Source organism: Saccharopolyspora galaxeae, from assembly GCF_016526145.1.
In the GTDB taxonomy this organism is placed as follows: domain Bacteria; phylum Actinomycetota; class Actinomycetes; order Mycobacteriales; family Pseudonocardiaceae; genus Saccharopolyspora_C; species Saccharopolyspora_C galaxeae.
Genome location: NZ_JADDUE010000002.1, coordinates 266859 through 283364, shown reverse-complemented (window position 1 = coordinate 283364; position 16506 = coordinate 266859). Strand labels below are relative to the sequence as shown.

Annotated in this window: 13 protein-coding genes; 1 reads left to right on the top strand and 12 read right to left on the bottom strand. The window is 70.8% G+C overall.

The annotated features are described in order from the left end of the window. Positions 1–25 precede the first annotated feature (25 nt). Complete coding sequence (gene ddaH / locus INP57_RS05625; RefSeq protein WP_233626949.1) at positions 26–883, bottom strand: dimethylargininase; 858 nt, start codon at positions 881–883, stop codon at positions 26–28. A gap of 74 nt (positions 884–957) precedes the next feature. Here ddaH and INP57_RS05620 point away from each other — a divergent pair, with 74 nt between their 5' ends. Further along, positions 958–1398 carry an Lrp/AsnC family transcriptional regulator gene (locus INP57_RS05620; protein WP_200068967.1) on the top strand — a complete coding sequence of 147 codons (441 nt, stop codon included), beginning with the start codon at positions 958–960 and terminating at the stop codon, positions 1396–1398. Positions 1399–1416: 18 nt separating this feature from the next. On the opposite strand, the gene INP57_RS05615 is transcribed toward INP57_RS05620, so the two are convergent. The 11 genes from INP57_RS05615 to nuoF all read right to left on the bottom strand — a co-directional run bounded on the left by INP57_RS05615 (position 1417) and on the right by nuoF (position 16505). Further along, a complete protein-coding gene (locus INP57_RS05615) occupies positions 1417–2775 on the bottom strand; it encodes a sunset domain-containing protein (RefSeq protein WP_200068966.1) in 1359 nt (452 codons plus the stop codon). Positions 2776–3106: 331 nt separating this feature from the next. Continuing rightward, a complete protein-coding gene (locus INP57_RS05610) occupies positions 3107–4144 on the bottom strand; it encodes a polyprenyl synthetase family protein (protein ID WP_374220915.1) in 1038 nt (345 codons plus the stop codon). Positions 4145–4193: 49 nt separating this feature from the next. Next, a complete protein-coding gene (nuoN, locus tag INP57_RS05605; protein ID WP_200068965.1) occupies positions 4194–5765 on the bottom strand; it encodes an NADH-quinone oxidoreductase subunit NuoN in 1572 nt (523 codons plus the stop codon). A gap of 1 nt (position 5766) precedes the next feature. Then, a complete protein-coding gene (locus tag INP57_RS05600; protein WP_200068964.1) occupies positions 5767–7344 on the bottom strand; it encodes a complex I subunit 4 family protein in 1578 nt (525 codons plus the stop codon). 70 nt (positions 7345–7414) lie between these two features. Continuing rightward, entirely contained in the window at positions 7415–9346 is a 1932-nt protein-coding gene (gene nuoL, locus INP57_RS05595; RefSeq protein ID WP_200069370.1) for an NADH-quinone oxidoreductase subunit L, read from the bottom strand. 145 nt (positions 9347–9491) lie between these two features. Next, entirely contained in the window at positions 9492–9791 is a 300-nt protein-coding gene (gene nuoK / locus INP57_RS05590) for an NADH-quinone oxidoreductase subunit NuoK (RefSeq protein WP_200068963.1), read from the bottom strand. Beyond that, complete coding sequence (locus tag INP57_RS05585) at positions 9788–10774, bottom strand: NADH-quinone oxidoreductase subunit J (protein ID WP_200068962.1); 987 nt, start codon at positions 10772–10774, stop codon at positions 9788–9790. The genes nuoK and INP57_RS05585 overlap by 4 nt, the downstream gene beginning before the upstream one ends. Beyond that, positions 10774–11334 carry an NADH-quinone oxidoreductase subunit NuoI gene (gene nuoI / locus INP57_RS05580; RefSeq protein WP_200068961.1) on the bottom strand — a complete coding sequence of 187 codons (561 nt, stop codon included), beginning with the start codon at positions 11332–11334 and terminating at the stop codon, positions 10774–10776. Before nuoI ends, INP57_RS05585 begins: the two co-directional genes overlap by 1 nt. Further along, positions 11327–12616 (bottom strand): NADH-quinone oxidoreductase subunit NuoH, encoded by a 1290-nt coding sequence (gene nuoH, locus INP57_RS05575; protein ID WP_200068960.1) that lies wholly within the window; start codon positions 12614–12616, stop codon positions 11327–11329. Before nuoH ends, nuoI begins: the two co-directional genes overlap by 8 nt. Continuing rightward, positions 12613–15189 (bottom strand): NADH-quinone oxidoreductase subunit G, encoded by a 2577-nt coding sequence (locus INP57_RS05570; RefSeq protein WP_200068959.1) that lies wholly within the window; start codon positions 15187–15189, stop codon positions 12613–12615. Before INP57_RS05570 ends, nuoH begins: the two co-directional genes overlap by 4 nt. After that, positions 15186–16505: an NADH-quinone oxidoreductase subunit NuoF gene (gene nuoF, locus INP57_RS05565; RefSeq protein WP_200068958.1), complete on the bottom strand. Its 1320-nt coding sequence runs from the start codon at positions 16503–16505 to the stop codon at positions 15186–15188. Before nuoF ends, INP57_RS05570 begins: the two co-directional genes overlap by 4 nt. Position 16506 lies beyond the last annotated feature (1 nt).

Sequence of the window (16506 nt, the reverse complement as noted above, 5' to 3'; positions counted from 1 at the left end):
AGCCGGCACCGCACGCGACTCCTCCCTAGAAGCTGTGCAGCTCCATCGTGCAGCACTTCGGGCCGCCGCCGGACTTGCGCAGCTCCGAGACGTCGAGCAGCACCGGCTCATAGCCGCGTGCGCGCAAGTGCGCGGCCAGGCCGGTCGCCTCCAGCGGCAGCACCACGTTGCGGCCGTCCGAGACGCCATTGAGGCCCAGGCAGGACGCATCGGCCTCGTCGGCGATCACCGCGTCCGGGTACAGCCGCTCCAGCACCCGGCGGGACCCCGCGGAGAACGCCTCGGGGTAGTAGGCGATCTGCGGCTGCGCCCCCTGCTCCAGCACGAACAACGCGGTGTCCAGGTGGTAGAACCGGCTGTCGACCAGCTGCAAGGACACCACCGGCACCCCGAGCGCCTCCTGCGCCTCGGCGTGCGCGGCCGGTTCCGTGCGGAACCCCGACCCGGCGAGCAGCAGACCACCGGTCCAGGCGAAGTCGCCTTCCGCTTCGTTGACCCGGGACGGCATCACGATCTCGCGGTGCCCGCATTCGGTGAACCAGCGGCGGAAGTGCTCGGCCTCCGCGGCGCGCTCCGGGGCGCGGAACCGGGCGCCGAGGGCGCGACCGCCGATCACGACACCGGTGTTGGCCGCGAACACCATGTCCGGCAGACCCGGGTGCGCGGGCCTGACCTGCACCGAATGCCCCAACCGCTGGTAGGTGCGGCGCAATTCGAGCCACTGCTGCATCGCCACGCTGGTGTCCACCGGCTCGTCCGGATCCATCCACGGGTTGATCGCGTACTCCACGGCGAAGTGCTCCGGAGGGCACATCACGTAGCTGCGGCGGGTGGTGGTGCGCTGCTGGACGGGCGTGACCGCGAGAGCGGCTGTGTCGGTCATGATGCGAAATCTAGACGCGGCTTTGGCGGCATTCAACAACGCTGCATTGCTTTCCATGCGCCAGAATGTTGCGCATGGACTCCTTGGACCAGCGAATCGTTTCGCAGCTCGTCTCCGACGCGCGCGCGAGCTACGCCGAAATCGGAACGGCGGTCGGGCTTTCCGCGCCCGCGGTGAAGCGGCGCGTGGACAAACTGCTGGACCTGGGGATCCTGCGCGGGTTCACGGCCGTGGTCGATCCGGAGGCGCTGGGCTGGGGCACCGAAGCGTTCGTCGAGGTGCACTGCCACGGCAACGTGCCCACGCATCGGATCCGCAGCGGGCTGGAACCGCTGCCGGAAGTGGTGGCCGCCTACACCGTCTCCGGTCCGGCGGACGCGATCGTGCACCTGCGGGCGGCCGACATCCACCACCTGGAAACCGCGCTGGAGCGGTTGCGGGCCGTGGAGTTCATCAACCGCACGGTCTCCACGGTCGTGCTCTCGCGGTTGCTGGAGCGGCCTCCGCAACCGTGAAACGGCAACGCCGGGAACTCAGCCCTCGGCGTCCCACGGCTCGAAACCGGCTTCTTCGGCATCGGCGGTGGTCCGGAACCACACCTCGGCGACGATCCGGTCGTACTGCGGCGAGTCCGGGGTGTGGTACTGCCGCGAGGCGAAGTGCCCCTTGATCATGCCGTCCTGCTGCTCCGGCTCCTGCGGCTCGGCCAGCGACGCCCGCCTGCGGTTGGCCTGGGCCTGCGGGTCGTGCGCCCATTCCGGGGCACCCCGCTTGCCCGGCCGGGGACCGGCCCCGGGCGTGCGGCGCGGCAGCGGCGTCTGCTCGGACTCGTCGACGATCGGGATCTGGGTGGTGACCTCGGACTCGCCGGGGCGCTCGGCGGCGAGGTCCTGCGAACGGTTCTCGACCAGCGTGCGCAGGTTGTCGGCGAAACCGGGCGGGCCCTCGCGGCCGTCGGTTCCCGGCTCGTCCGCGGGCGCCTGCCGATCGGTGTGGTCGGCCACCGGTTCCGCCGGTGCGCCCGGATCCGGCCAGTCCGGCAGCTCCTTCTGCTGGAACCACGAGCTGGAGGACTCGGCGGGGCGGTCCGCCGCCGGGTCCGCGTCCGGCCGGTTCCGGGTGAACGCGGCGGCGCTCCCGCCGAGCCCGGAGATCGCCGGGCGGTTCAGCGAAACGGTGTCCTCGGCCCGAGCTGCGCTGCCGTTCGTGCCCGCGGAGCCGACACCGCTGGTGTCCCAGGCATCGGCGCCGTTCGTGCCCGCGGCGTCGGTCCCGTTCGACCACGCGGGGTCGGCGCCGTTCGACACGGCGCGGCCGGTGTGCTCGCCCGGTGCCGCGCTCGGCCACCAACCGCCGGGCTGAGCCGGGTCGGCGTCCTCGGCCCAAGCCCGGACTCGCTCACGCACCGAAGAACTATCGCTGCGGTCTTGCTCCGCAGCGCGGGCCTGCTCCGGCTGTTCGGCGTCAGCCGCCCTGCCGGGCTCGGCGTAGTCGTCGAGCACCAAGTCGGCGACCTGCGAGCCGCCGCCAGCGCGCACCGACACCGCGGCCCGGTCGTCCGGCGCAGCGGGCTCGTCCGCTTCCGCGATCGGCAACCGCGCGGTGCCCTCCGGCGAAGCCCACACGCGGTCCGGGTCGAACCGTTCCTCCTCGGCGGGTCCCGGCACCGGCTCGGCCACCGCGGTTTCGTCGAGCGGCGCGGACGGTTCGTGCGACCGCCAGACCTGGCGTTCCCGGCGCGCCTCGGTGGCGGCCACGTAGTCGTCGTAGTCCCGCGCCACCGCACGCAGCCTGCGGCGCGCGGGCCAGGCGAACAGCAACCAGGTGATCAACGATCCGAGCAGGAACCCGGCTATGCTCCAAAGCCACACCTGCGTAAACAGCCACACCACCGGCGACGTCCCTCCTCAAAGGCCACCTAGGTTCTGTTTAAGAAGCGGCGTTAGCCGCTTGCGGGTGCCCGAGGACTCAGCCGGACCACCGGCGGGTTCTCAGGCGTCTTCTGGCGAGGACAGCTCAGACGCCGAGTAGGGAACTACTTAAGGATGAGATCCCGGAGCCAGAAGGCGCCTGAGGTTCCGCCACCCGACCAGCTACCCGAACCAATTCCAAACCTCTCCTAGGGGCACTGAGCCCAGCCAGGCTACGTCCCCGAGCCAGCGGCCTGTACCCAGGCGTCCCGGCGGGCACCCGAATTCACGATCGGGGGATGCGTTCAGCGGTTCACCGGGTGCGGGCCACGACGTAGTGCACGAGCGCCGTCAACGCCTCCCTGGCCGGGCAGTCCGGCAGGGCGCTGAGCACCCGCTGCGCCTGCTCGGCGTAATCGTCCAGCGTCTCCCGCGCGCTCTCCAGGCCACTGGATTCGCGCAGCAGCTTCAACGCCTCGGCTACGTCGGCGTCCGCGGTCAACGGCTCGGCCAGCAGTTCCCGCAGCCGCGGATCGGTGTCCGCGGCGCTGAGCGCGTACAGCATCGGCAGCGTCCGCACGCCTTCCCGCAGGTCGGTGCCCGGGGTCTTGCCGGAGTCCGTCGCGGGCGAGGCGATGTCGATCACGTCGTCGGAGATCTGGAACGCGATCCCGATGAGCTTGCCGAACTCCTCCAGCGCCGCGACGTGCGCGGGCGGCGCCCCCGAGGCGTTGCCGCCGAACCGGCCCGCCGTGGCGATCAGCGAACCGGTCTTCTCGTAGATCACCTGCAGGTAGTGCTGCACCGGATCGTCGTCTTCGCGGGCACCCACGGTCTCCCGCATCTGGCCGGTGACCAGCGCCTCGAACGTGATCGCGATCTGGCGCACCGCGTCAGGGCCGAGGTCGGCCACCAGCCGCGAAGCGTGCGCCATCAGGAAGTCGCCGGTCAGGATCGCCACCGAGTTGTCCCAGCGCACGTTCGCGCTGGTGGCGCCGCGGCGCATGGTGGCCTCGTCCATCACGTCGTCGTGGTAGAGCGTGGACAGGTGCACCATCTCGATCACCGTCGCCGAGGTGATCACCGCGTCCGGCGCCGGGTCGGCGAAGTGCGCGGCCAGCAGCGTGAACAGCGGGCGGAACCGCTTGCCGCCCGCGTCCACCAGGTGCAGCGAAGTGCGGGTGGCGAAGTCGAAATCGCTGCGCACCGAGTCGTGCAGCAAGGCTTCGACGCGGTCCATGCCCGCCGAGACGGACTCCGCCAGCGCCGGATCGGCGATGTCGAAGCCGCTCGCCGCCGCCTGGGCCGCCCGCGACACGTCCCTGATCGGATCACCAGATGGGCTGCTCACGTCACCGTCGCCTTCGCTCCCCCACCGAAACGCCCTACGGGCGGGCACTCTACGACACGAAACCACCCACACCGGCCCAGTCCAGGGCCACCGTCGGCAGCACGCCCAGCAACAGCGTCACGACCACGCCCAGCGTGATCGCCGCGGTCGTGAACGCTCCCGGCACGCTCACGGTGGGCCCGTCCGCGGCCGGTTCGCTGAAGTACATCAGCACGATGACACGAAGGTAGAAGAACGCCGCAACCGCACTGGCCACCAGGGCCACCACCACCAGCGGCGCCATGCCGTCCGCGAACGCGGCCTCGAAAACGACGAATTTCCCGACGAAACCGCTCGTCAGCGGAATCCCGGCCAGCGCGAACAGCAGGAACGTGAACACCGCCGCCAGCAGCGGCGACCGCTTCGCCAGCCCGGCCCAGTCGGAAAGGTGAGTAGCCTCACCATCCGCCGTGCGCACGAGGCTGATCACGCCGAACACCGCGATCGTGGTGAAGCCGTAGGCCAGCAGGTAGAACATCGTGCCGGACAGCCCGCGGTCGGTGAGCGCGATCGCCCCGATCAGCAGGAACCCCGCGTGCGCGATGGACGAGTACGCGATCATGCGCTTGATGTCGCTCTGGGTCAGGCCGAGCACCACGCCGATCACCATCGAGACGATCGCCACGGCCCACAGCACGCCGCGCCACTCCCAGCTCGAAGCCTGGAACGCGACCTGCAGCACCCGCAGGATCCCGCCGAACGCGGCGACCTTCGTGCAGGCGGCCATGAATCCGGTGACCGCGGTCGGCGCACCGTGGTAGACGTCCGGCGTCCAGGTGTGGAACGGGCCGACCGAGCCCTTGAACAGCAGGCCCACCACCAGCAGGCCCAGCCCGGCGAACAGCAGCGTGTCCGAGCGGTCGGTACCCGCGGTGGCCTCGGCGATCGCCGCGAGCCGCACCGAACCGGCGTAGCCGTACAGCAGCGCCAGCCCGTACAGGAAGAACGCGGACGCGAACGCGCCGAGCAGGAAGTACTTCACCGCGGCTTCCTGCGACAGCAGCCTGCGCCGCTTGGCCAGCCCGCACATCAGGTACAGCGGCAGGCTCAGCACCTCGAGCGCGATGAACATCGTGAGCAGGTCGTTCGCCGCGCAGAACACCATCATCCCGCCCAGCGAGAACAGGGCGAGCGGGAACACCTCGGTGCGCATCCCGGCGGTGGGAGCGCGCTCGGCGCCGGGCCCGGGTTTGGGCGCCGCGGCCTCCGCGACGAACGCGCCGCCCGGTTCCACCGAGCGGTCCGCGATCAGCAGGATCGCCGCCAGCCCCAGGCCCAGCAGCGTGCCCCACAGGAACAGCGTCGGCGGGTCCACGGCGATCGAGTCGGACAGCGTGGTCAGGCCGGTGGTGCTGCTGCCGCCGGCGAAGACGCCGAGCGCGATCCCGGCGGCGATCAGCGACAGCAGGCTCAGCGCGACCTGGCTGCTCCAGCGGCCGCGCCGCGGCACGAAGGCTTCGACGAGCACGCCGACGCAGGCGGCGCCGAGCACGATCAGCACCGGCGTGATCGCCGCGTAGTCGATCGGCGGGGGCTTGATCTGCTGCTGCGCGAGGACCGCGACCTGGTCAGTGGCACCCACTTCAGTTCCCTCCCTGCGAGGTCACGGGGTCGGACGCGCCGACATCGCTCATGGTCGCCCCGACCGCGGGCGAGATCACCTCCAGCACCGGCTTCGGGTAGAAGCCCAGCGCCAGCACCAGCACGATCAGCGGAGTGAGCACGGCGATCTCGCGCGGTTTGAGGTCGGTGACCCGCGCCCGATGCGCGCCGGTCTTGTTCGGGTCCGTGACCGCGCCCGGCCCGCCCGCGGTGCCGACCAGCGCGTCGCCGCGCACCGGGCCTTGCATGATCCGCTGGTAGAGCCACAGCACGTAGACGGCGGCGAGCACCATGCCGACCGTGGCCAGCACCGTGTAGACGGGCCTGGTCGGGAAGGCGCCCAGCAGCACCAGGAACTCGCTGATGAACGAGTTCGTGCCGGGCAGCGACAACGTGCTCAGCCCGGCGATCAGCAGCGTGCCCGCCAGCAGCGGCGTGACCTTGGACATGCCGCCGTAGTCGGCGATCCGGGTGGACCCGCCGCGCGCGATGATCATGCCGATGACCAGGATCAGCAGGCCGGTCGCGATGCTGTGGTTGATCATGTACGAGACCGCGCCGACCTGCGCCTGCGAGGTGTAGGCGAAGATCCCCAGCGCGATGAACCCGAAGTGCGCGATAGACACGTAGGCGATGAACCGCTTGAGATCGGTCTGCCCGAACGCCTGCAGCGAGCCGTAGAGCACCCCGAGCACCGCCAGCACCAGCACCAGCGGCGCCAGCACCCGCGAGGCCTCCGGCGTCAGCGGCAGGCTGTAGCGCAGGAAGCCGAACGTGCCGACCTTGTCCAGCACGCCGACGACGATCACCGCGACGCCGATCGGCGCCTGCTGCGCCGCGTCCGGCAGCCAGGTGTGCAGCGGCACCAGCGGCGCCTTGATCGCGAACGCGGTGAAGAAGCCGAGGAAGATCCACACCTGCACGCTCAGCGGCGCGTCCGCCAGGATCGGCACCAGCGCGGCCCAGTCGAACGTTCCCTGGCCGGTGGCCTGCGCGGCGTAGGCGTAGGCGCCGATGGCGGAGCCCAGCATGATCAGGCCGCCGAGGAACGAGTACAGGAAGAACTTCACCGCCGCGTACTTGCCGCGCTCGCCGCCGTACCCCCCGATCAGGAAGTACATCGGGATCAGCATGATCTCGAACAGCACGTAGAACAGGAACACGTCGGTCGCGGCGAACACCGCCACCGTCAGCGCCTGCTCCACCAGCAGCAGCGCGAAGAACCCGCCGTGGCTGCGGCCCGCGGGCAGCCGCTCGCCCCAGCTGAAGCCGAGCACCAGCGGCATCAGCAGCGCGATCACCGCGACCATCACCAGCGCGATGCCGTCCACGGCGAACGACAGCCGGATGTCGAAGGCCGGGATCCACTCCACCGAGGAGGCCAGCTGCAGCCGCGGCCCGGCCGGGTCGTAGGCGAACCAGGCGCCCGCGGCGAGCGCGAACTCGGCCAGCGAGACCGCCAGCGCGGTCCACTTCGCGGCCGGTGCGTTGTGCCGCAGCAGCCCCACCGCCACGGCCCCGGCCAGCGGTAGCAGGATCAACGCGAGGAGCAGGGTCATCGGGTCTCCTCCCTCGATGCCTCGATGACGGGCAGTTCTCCGGAGGGAACCGCGAGAAGGCGCTCGGCGATCATGGCGTCCCCACCGCCATCAGCGCGGCGATCAGGATCACGCCGCCGCAGAGCATCGACAGCGCGTACGAGCGCACGAAGCCGGTCTGCCAGCGCCGCATCCAGCCGGAGCCGCCCTGCAGCGCACCGGCCAGGCCGTTCACCGCGCCGTCGACGGCCTTGTCGTCGAACGCGACCAGGCCGCGGGTGAGCCCGAACGCCGGTTTCACCGCGACGAGGTCGTTGAGCCGGTTCCCGCCCAGGTCGGCCCGCGCGGCCCGCACCACCGGCGACACCCGCTGCGGACGGGTGACCGGCACCTGCTTGCGCCCGACGGCCAGCCAGGCGACCAGCACGCCCGCGGCCGAGAGCGCGACGGTCAGCACCGGGATCACCGAGTGCGGCAGCGCCCCGCCGTGCGCTTCCTGGAGTTCACCGAGCGACGGCGCGAGGAACGTGACGAGCCGGTCGCCGACCGCGAAGAACGCGCCCGCGCCGATCGAACCGATCGCCAGCACGATCATCGGGCCGGTCATGATCGGCGGGGATTCGTGCGGGTGGAATTCCTGACCGTCCGCGGACTTCAGGTTCTCCCAGCGCTTCTCGCCGAAGAACGTCAGCAGCATCAGCCGCGTCATGTAGAACGCGGTCAGCGCCGCGCCCAGCAGGGCCGCCCCGCCGAACACCCAGCCCTGCCAGCCTTCTTGGCCGAACGCGGCCTCGATGATCGCGTCCTTGGAGTAGTAGCCGGACAGGAACGGGAACCCGATCAGCGCCAGGTAGCCGAGCCCGAAGGTGGCGAAGGTGATCGGCAGGTGCTTGGCCAGCCCGCCGAACTTGCGCATGTCGACCTCGTCGCGCATCGCGTGCATCACCGAGCCGGCGCCGAGGAACAGCCCGGCCTTGAAGAACCCGTGCGTGAGCAGGTGCATGATCCCGAGCGCGTACCCGGCCGGGCCGAGCCCGACGGCGAGGATCATGTAGCCGATCTGGCTCACCGTGGAGTACGCGAGGACCTTCTTGATGTCGTCGTAGGCGCAGCCGATCACGCACCCGACCAGCAGCGTCACCGCGCCGATGACGGTGACCACCAGCCGCCCGTCCGGCGAGAGCGTGAACAGCGGGTTGGCGCGCGCGATCAGGTACACGCCCGCGGTGACCATGGTGGCCGCGTGGATCAGCGCGGAAACCGGCGTCGGGCCTTCCATCGCGTCCGGCAGCCACGCCTGCAACGGCACCTGACCGGACTTGCCGCACGCGCCCAGCAGCAGCAACAAGGTGATCGCCAGCAGCACGCCCGGGGTGAGCTCGTCCGCGCGGGCGAAGACCTCGGTGTACTGCGTGGTGCCGAGCTTCGCGAACAGCAGGAAGATCGCCAGCGCCAGGCCGACGTCGCCGACCCGGTTCATCACGAACGCCTTGGTCGCCGCCGCGGCCGCCGACGGCCGGTGCTGCCAGAACCCGATCAGCAGGTAGGACGCCAGCCCGACGCCCTCCCAGCCGAGGTAGAGCGTCACGAAGCTGTTGCCCAGCACCAGGATCAGCATCGCGGCCACGAACAGGTTCAGGTAGCCGAAGAACCGCCGCCGCTCGGAGTTGTCCCGGCCCTCGCGCCCCTGCTGGTCGTGCGCCATGTAGCCGACCGAGTAGAGGTGGATCAGCGCGCCCACTCCGGTGATCAGCAGCACGAACACCATCGACAGCGGATCCAGCCGCAGGCCGAAGTCCACCTGCAGCGCGTTCACCGGGATCCACGAGAACAGGTGCAGCTCGCGCACCGGGGCCACGTCACCGGAGATGGAGGTGAACAGCAGCACCCCGTAGGCGAAGGCCGCGATCACGGTGGCGCAGCCGAGCAGGTGCCCCCACCCGTTGGCGCGCCGCCCGGCCAGCAGCAGCACCGCCGCGCCGAGCAGCGGCAGCGCGATCAGCAGCCAGGCGTTGCCCTGGATGGCGCCCTGCGCGGCCTGCACGGCCGAGCCGGGACCTGCTAGCTCGGGGCCTGCCAGCTCGGGGCCTGCCAGCTCGGGGCCTGCCAGCTCAAGACCGACAGCCGGAAACGTCGTCGTCACGCCAGGTCTCCCTCGATGAGCGCGGTCAGTACTTGAGCAGGTTCGCGTCGTCGACCGAGGCCGACCGGCGGGTGCGGAAGATCGACATGATGATCGCCAGCCCCACCACGACCTCGGCTGCGGCGACGACCATCACGAAGAACGCCATCACCTGCCCGTGCACCGAGCCCTCGATCCGGGCGAAGGTCACCAGCGTGAGGTTGACCGCGTTGAGCATCAGCTCCACGCACATGAACACGACGATCGCGTTGCGCCGCACCAGCACGCCGACGGCGCCGATGCTGAACAGCAGCGCGGACAGCAACAGGTAGTAGGTCGGGGTCACTGCCGGACCTCCTCGGGTGCGGCGTGCCCGGACTCGGACCGCCCGTTGTTGCCGTTGTCCCCGTTGCCGTTGCCCTCGTCGCCGGACCGGGTTCCGTTGCGCTGCCCGGGTTCCGCGGTGTCCGGTGCGGACTCGGGCTTCTCGTGCTTGCCGCGCCGTTCGGGCGTGGTGAGCGCGTGCGGGTCCGGCTGCTCGGTGCGGCCCGCGACGGCGGCGCGTTCGCGGGTGAGCCGTTCCGCAGGCAGGTTGTCCAAGATCTCGGACAGCGACTCGGGAGCCACCGTGCCGTCCGGCAGCAGCGCGGGCGTGGCGACCGAGTTGGCGGTCGCGTACACGCCGGGACCCGGTAGCGGCGACGGCCGCGCACCGCGGAACCGGGCGTCGGCCCGCTCCCGCTGGCCGATCTTGGCCGCCCGGCCCTTGCCGCCGTAGGCCAGCACCATCGCGCCGATCGCCGCGGTGATCAGCAGCGCGGAGGTCAGCTCGAACGGGAACAGGTAGTCGGTGAAGATCAGCGCACCGAGCCCGCCTGCGCCGCCGCCCTGCGGCGACCACGGGTCCAGCGGCGCCGCCACCGGCACGTCGGTCAGCGACCGCGCCAGCCCGGTCACCAGCAGCAGCGCGAAGCCCACCCCGGCCACCGCGGCCGCCAGCCGCTGCCCGCGCAGCACTTCCACCACCGAGTCCGACGAGTCCCGCCCGACCATCATCAGCACGAACAGGAACAGCATCATGATCGCGCCGGTGTAGACGATGATCTGGGTGAACCCGAGGAACTGCGCGCTCTGCGCCATGTAGAGCACCCCGAGGCTGAGCATCGTCAGCACCAGCCACAGCGCCGAGTGCACGGCGTTGCGGGCGAACACCATGCCGAGCGCCCCGACCAGCGACAGCGGGCCGAGGATCCAGAACACCGCGGTCTCACCGGCGCCGACCACGTCCGCGGCCTGCTGCTGGGCGAGCACCGCCGTTGCCGCGAGCATCACCGCCGCGCCTCCTCTTGGCCGGTCTCGACGGTCTCGCCCGACGGCACTCCGGCCTGCCGCGCGAGTTCGGGGCCGCGCACGTAGTAGTCCTGCTCGTCCTCGCCGAGCCGCATCGGGTGCGGCGGCTGCTCCATGCCGGGCAGCAGCGGCGCCAGCAGGTCCTCCTTGGTGTAGATCAGGTTCTGCCGGTTGTCGTCGGCGGTCTCGTACTCGTTGGTCATGGTCAGCGACCGCGTCGGGCACGCCTCGATGCACAGGCCGCAGCCGATGCAGCGCAGGTAGTTGATCTGGTAGTCGGCGCCGAAGCGCTCACCGGGCGAGTACCGCGCGTCGTCGGTGTTGTCCCCGCCCTCGACGAAGATCGCGTCGGCCGGGCAGGCCCAGGCGCACAGTTCGCAGCCCACGCACTTCTCCAGCCCGTCCGGGTGCCGGTTGAGCTGGTGGCGGCCGTGGAACCGGGGCGCGGTGACCTTCTTGACCTCGGGGTACTCCTCGGTGACGACCTTCTTGAACATGGTCGAGAAGGTGACGCCGAAACCTTTCAGCGGATCAAACACTGCCCGCTCCCTCCTTCGAGCCGTCCTCGGCCCCGGACGGCACCTGCCGCCGCCGCGGTGGGGTCGGGGGCACTTGCAGGTCCAGCGGTGGCACCGGGTAGCCGCTGCCGGACAGCGGCGCCGCGGGCTCCTCCGGTTCCGGTTCGCCGCGGCCGGGCAGCAGGAACACGACTGCGGCCAGCGCGACGATCACGACCGCGCCGATGATCAGTGCCGGTGGCGAGGCGAGCAGCTGCTCGTTGCGCAGCGCGCGGATCACGGTGACCACCACGATCCACACCAGGCTCACCGGGACCAGCAGCTTCCAGCCGAGGTTCATGAACTGGTCGTAGCGCAGCCGCGGCAGCGTGCCGCGCAGCCACACGAACACGAACAGGAAGAACAGCGTCTTGCCGAGGAACCACAGCACGGGCCACCAGCCGGTGTTGAGCACCCCGTCGCCGATCAGGCTCAGCGGCCACGGCGCGTGCCAGCCGCCGAGGAACAGCGTGGTGGCCAGCGCCGAGACGGTGACCATGTTGATGTACTCGGCGAGGAAGAACAGCGCGAACTTCAGCGAGGAGTACTCGGTGTGGAACCCGCCGACCAGCTCGGACTCGGCTTCCGGCAGGTCGAACGGGGCGCGGTTGGTCTCGCCGACCATGGACACCGCGTAGACCAGGAAGCTGACCGGCAGCACCAGCGCGAACCAGCCGTTCGTCTGCGCCTCGACGATGCCCGATGTGGACAGCGTGCCCGAGTACATGATCACCGCGACGAACGACAGGCCCATCGCGATCTCGTAGGAGATCACCTGAGCGGCCGAGCGCAACGACCCCAGCAGCGGGTACGGCGAACCGGACGCCCACCCGGCGAGCACGATGCCGTAGACGCCGATGGAGGCCATCGCCAGCACGACCAGCAACCCGACCGGCAGCTCCACCAGCTGCAGCGCGGTGCGCTCCCCGAAGATCGTGACCTCCGGCCCGATCGGCATCACCGAGAACGACACCAGCGCGGGCGCCGCGGAGATCACCGGCGCCAGGAAGTACACCCACTTGTCCGCCAGCACCGGGCGGATGTCCTCCTTGAACGCGAGCTTGAGCCCGTCGGCCAGCGACTGCAGGATGCCGAACGGTCCGGCGCGGTTCGGTCCGGGCCGGTGCTGCATCCGCCCGAGCACGCGGCGCTCGGCCCAGATCGTCAGCAGCGTCATCAGGACCAGGAAGGCGAAGATCGCGACGACCTTGATCAGGACCAGCCAGATCGGGTCGTCGGCGATCAGCTCCGCGGTGTGGGTCATGACCGGCTCCCCTCGGCGTCCGGACCTGCCGGCGCCTGCCCGGTGTGCCCGTTACCGGTGTGCCCGTTGGCCCCGTTGATGCCGTGCCCGGCGACGCTGTCGCCCCCGGCTGGGAACGTGGCGGCGGGCGCGAGCGCGACCGCGGCGCCGTGCCCGACGCCGAGCGCCCGGTTCACCTTCGACGGCCCGGATTCCGACGGCAGCCAGACCACGTCGTCCGGCATCTCGGTCACCTCGGCTTCCAGCGAGATCGCGCCGCGGTCACCGCGGACCTCGACCTGCTGCCGCGGCCCGAGCCCGAGCCGCCGCGCGGTGCCCGGCGAAAGCATCGCGACCGGGCGGCGCCGGGTGCCCGCGAGGTTCGGTTCCCCGTCCTGCAGCGACCCGTCGTCGAGCAGCAGCCGCCAGGTCGCCAGCAGCGCACGGCCCGGTCCTGGTGGGGACACCGGCCGCACCGGTTCTTCCGGTGGTGCTGCCCGCGGCCGGTCGCTTATCCCGAGCCGGTCGAGCTCGGCGCGGGATGCCGCCGGGGTCTGGGTGAACAGGTCGGCGTCCATCTCCACCGCGAGGGTGTCCAGCACGCGGCAGTCCGGCAGCGCACCGCTGCCTTCGATCGTGACGGCGAACTCGCGGCGGCGGCCTTCCCAGTTCAGGTAGCTGCCGGACTTCTCGACGCTCGGCGCGATCGGCAGCACCACGTCGGCGTGTTCGGTGACGCCGCTGGGTCGCAGTTCCAGGCTCACCACGAACCCGGCGCGCGCCAGGGCTTGGGCGGCCAGTTCCGGATCGGGCAGGTCGTCCGGGTCGACGCCGCCGACCAGCAGCCCGGACAGTTCGCCGCGCGCGGCGGCGGTGAGGATGCCGGTGGTGTCCCGGCCGGGGATGCCGGGCAGGCTCGGCTGTCCCCACTCGCGGGCGAGTTCCACGCAGGAGTTCAGGTCGGTGACGCTGCGCCCGCCGGGCAGCAGGTTCGGCAACGCGCCCGCTTCGACCGCGCCGCGTTCCCCGGCACGCCGCGGGATCCAGGCGATCCCGGCGCCGGTGCGCGCGGCGGTGCGCACGATTTCGGAGTACAGCCCGGGAATCTGCGCGGCGCGCTCACCGACGGCGAGCACCGCGCCGTCCGCGCGCAGCAGTTCGTCCACTTCGGACGGAAGCGCGGCGAGCGCGGCGGCCTCCCCACCGGGCGGGCAAGGCAGCAGCGCACCGGCGTCGATCGGCCCGCCACCGCCCATGATCCGGGTGGTCTTCTCCACCCCGGGCGAGTTCCACTGCCCGAGGTGGAAGACCTTCGTGCTGCCCTTGCGAGCCGCTTTGCGCAGCCGCAGGAACACGATCGGCGATTCCTCCTCCGGCTCGAAGGCCACGCACAGCACCGCGGGCGCGGCCTCCAGGTCCGCGTAGGTCACCGCGCCGGAGCCCGGCCCCATGCCGACCACAGTGGACTCCAGGAACGCCAGCTCCTCGTCCGAGTGCGCCCGCGCACGGGCGTCGATGTCGTTGGTGCGCAACGCGATCCGCGCGAACTTCGAGTAGGCGTAGGCGTCCTCGACGGTCAGCCGCCCGCCCGGCAGCACACCGACGCCGTGTTCGTCGCGCGCGGCGATGAGCCCGTCGGCGGCCGTGCGCAACGCCTCCGTCCACGACGCCGGTCGCAGCGCACCGTTCTCCCGCACCTGCGGCCGCGTGAACCGGTCGGTGGCGGTGGCGTAGCGGAACGCGAACCGGCCCTTGTCGCAGGTCCACTCCTCGTTGACCTCCGGGTCCTCACCCGCGAGCCGGCGCATCACCTTGCCGCGCCGCCAGTCCGTGCGGGTAGCGCAGCCCGAAGAGCAGTGCTCGCACACACCGGGCGTGGACACCAGGTCGAACGGCCGGGACCGGAACCGGTAGGCCGCACTGGTCAACGCGCCCACCGGGCAGATCTGGATGGTGTTGCCGGAGAAGTAGGACTGGAACGGCTGCTGCTCGGCGATCCCGATCTGCTGCACCGCGCCGCGCTCCAGCAGCTCGATGAACGGATCACCCGCGATCTGCTTGGAAAAGCGGGTGCAGCGCTGGCACAGCACGCAACGCTCGCGGTCCAGCAGCACCTGCGCCGAGATCGGCACCGGCTTGGCGAAGGTCCGCTTGGTGTCGTGGAACCGGGATTCCGCGCGCCCGTGCTTGAGCGCCTGGTTCTGCAGCGGGCACTCGCCGCCCTTGTCGCAGATCGGGCAGTCCAGCGGGTGGTTGATCAGCAGCAGCTCCATCATGCCCTGCTGCGCCTTGTCCGCCACCGGTGAGCTGCGCTGCGTCTTGACGACCATCCCGTCTGCGACGGTGATGGTGCAGCTGGCCTGCGGCTTGGGCATCGCCCGGCCGTTCATCTCCACCTCGACCAGGCACTGCCTGCACGCGCCCGCGGGATCCAGCAGCGGGTGGTCGCAGAAGCGCGGGATGGTGATGCCCATCCGCTCGGCGGTGCGGATCAGCAGCTCGCCCTTCGGCGCGTCGATCTCGACGCCGTCGATGGTGAGCCGGACGTGCCCCTCCGGGACCGGCTTGCTCTCTCGCTCGGGTGCCACCGTCATCGGGCCGCTCCTGCCAGTGCGGGCTCGCCCGGCTCGGCGCCGGGCCGGTTCTGCTGACACAGCGCGAGGAATTCCTCGCGGAAGTACTTGATGCCGCTGGTGATCGGACTGACCGCGCCGTCGCCGAGCGCGCAGAACGAGCGGCCGAAGATGTTGTCGCAGACGTCGAGCAGCGTCTCGATGTCCTCTTCGGTGCCGTTGCCGCCGACCATCCGCTCCAGCACCTGCGCGAGCCAGAACGTGCCCTCGCGGCAGGGCGTGCACTTGCCGCAGGACTCGTGCTCGTAGAACTGGGTCCACTTCATGACCGCCCACGGCACCGAAACCGTCTCGTTGAACACCATCAGCGCCGTGGTGCCCAGCATCGATCCGGCCTCGGCCGCGCCCTCGAAGTCCAGCGGCACGTCCAGGTGCTCGGCGGTGAACAGCGGTGTCGAGGAACCGCCCGGGGTCCAGAACTTCAGCGGAATCCCGTCTTTCATCCCGCCGGCGAGTTCCAGCAGCTCCCGCAGCGTGGTGCCCAGCGGTGCCTCGTACTGGCCGGGCCGCTCGACGTGGCCGGACAGCGAGAAGATCTTCGGCCCCGGCGACTTCTCCCGCCCCATGGTGCGGAACCAGTCCGAACCGCCGTTGACGATGAACGGCACCGAGGCGATCGTCTCGACGTTGTTCACCGTCGTCGGGCAGGCGTAGAGCCCTGCCGCGGCCGGGAACGGCGGTTTGAGCCGCGGCTGGCCGCGCTTGCCTTCCAGCGAGTCCAGCAGCGCGGTCTCCTCACCGCAGATGTAGGCGCCCGCACCCGCGTGCACGACGATGTCGCAGTCGAACCCGGAACCGAGGATGTTCTTGCCCAGGTAGCCCGCCTCGTACGCCTCCTGCACCGCGTTGTTCAGCCGCCGGATGCAGTGCAGCGCCTCGCCCCGCACGTAGATCAGGCAGTGGTGCGCGCGCATGGCGTAGCTCGCGATGATGCAGCCCTCGATCAGCGAGTGCGGATCGGCCATCATCAGCGGGATGTCCTTGCAGGTGCCCGGTTCGCCCTCGTCCGCGTTGATCACGAGGTAGTGCGGTTTGACCGGCTCCTTCGGCATGAATCCCCACTTCACGCCCGCCGGGAACCCGGCACCGCCGCGGCCGCGCAGGCCCGCGGTCTTGACCAGCTCGATCAGCTCGTCCGGCTGCGCGGCCAGCGCCTTGCGCAGCGCGGTGTAGCCCTCCAGCCGCTCGTAGGTGCGGATGCTCCACGAGTCCGGCGACAGCCACCGCTTGGTGAGCACCGGGGTCAGCGGGTCCGGCCGGGAGTTCGCGTCGGTCATG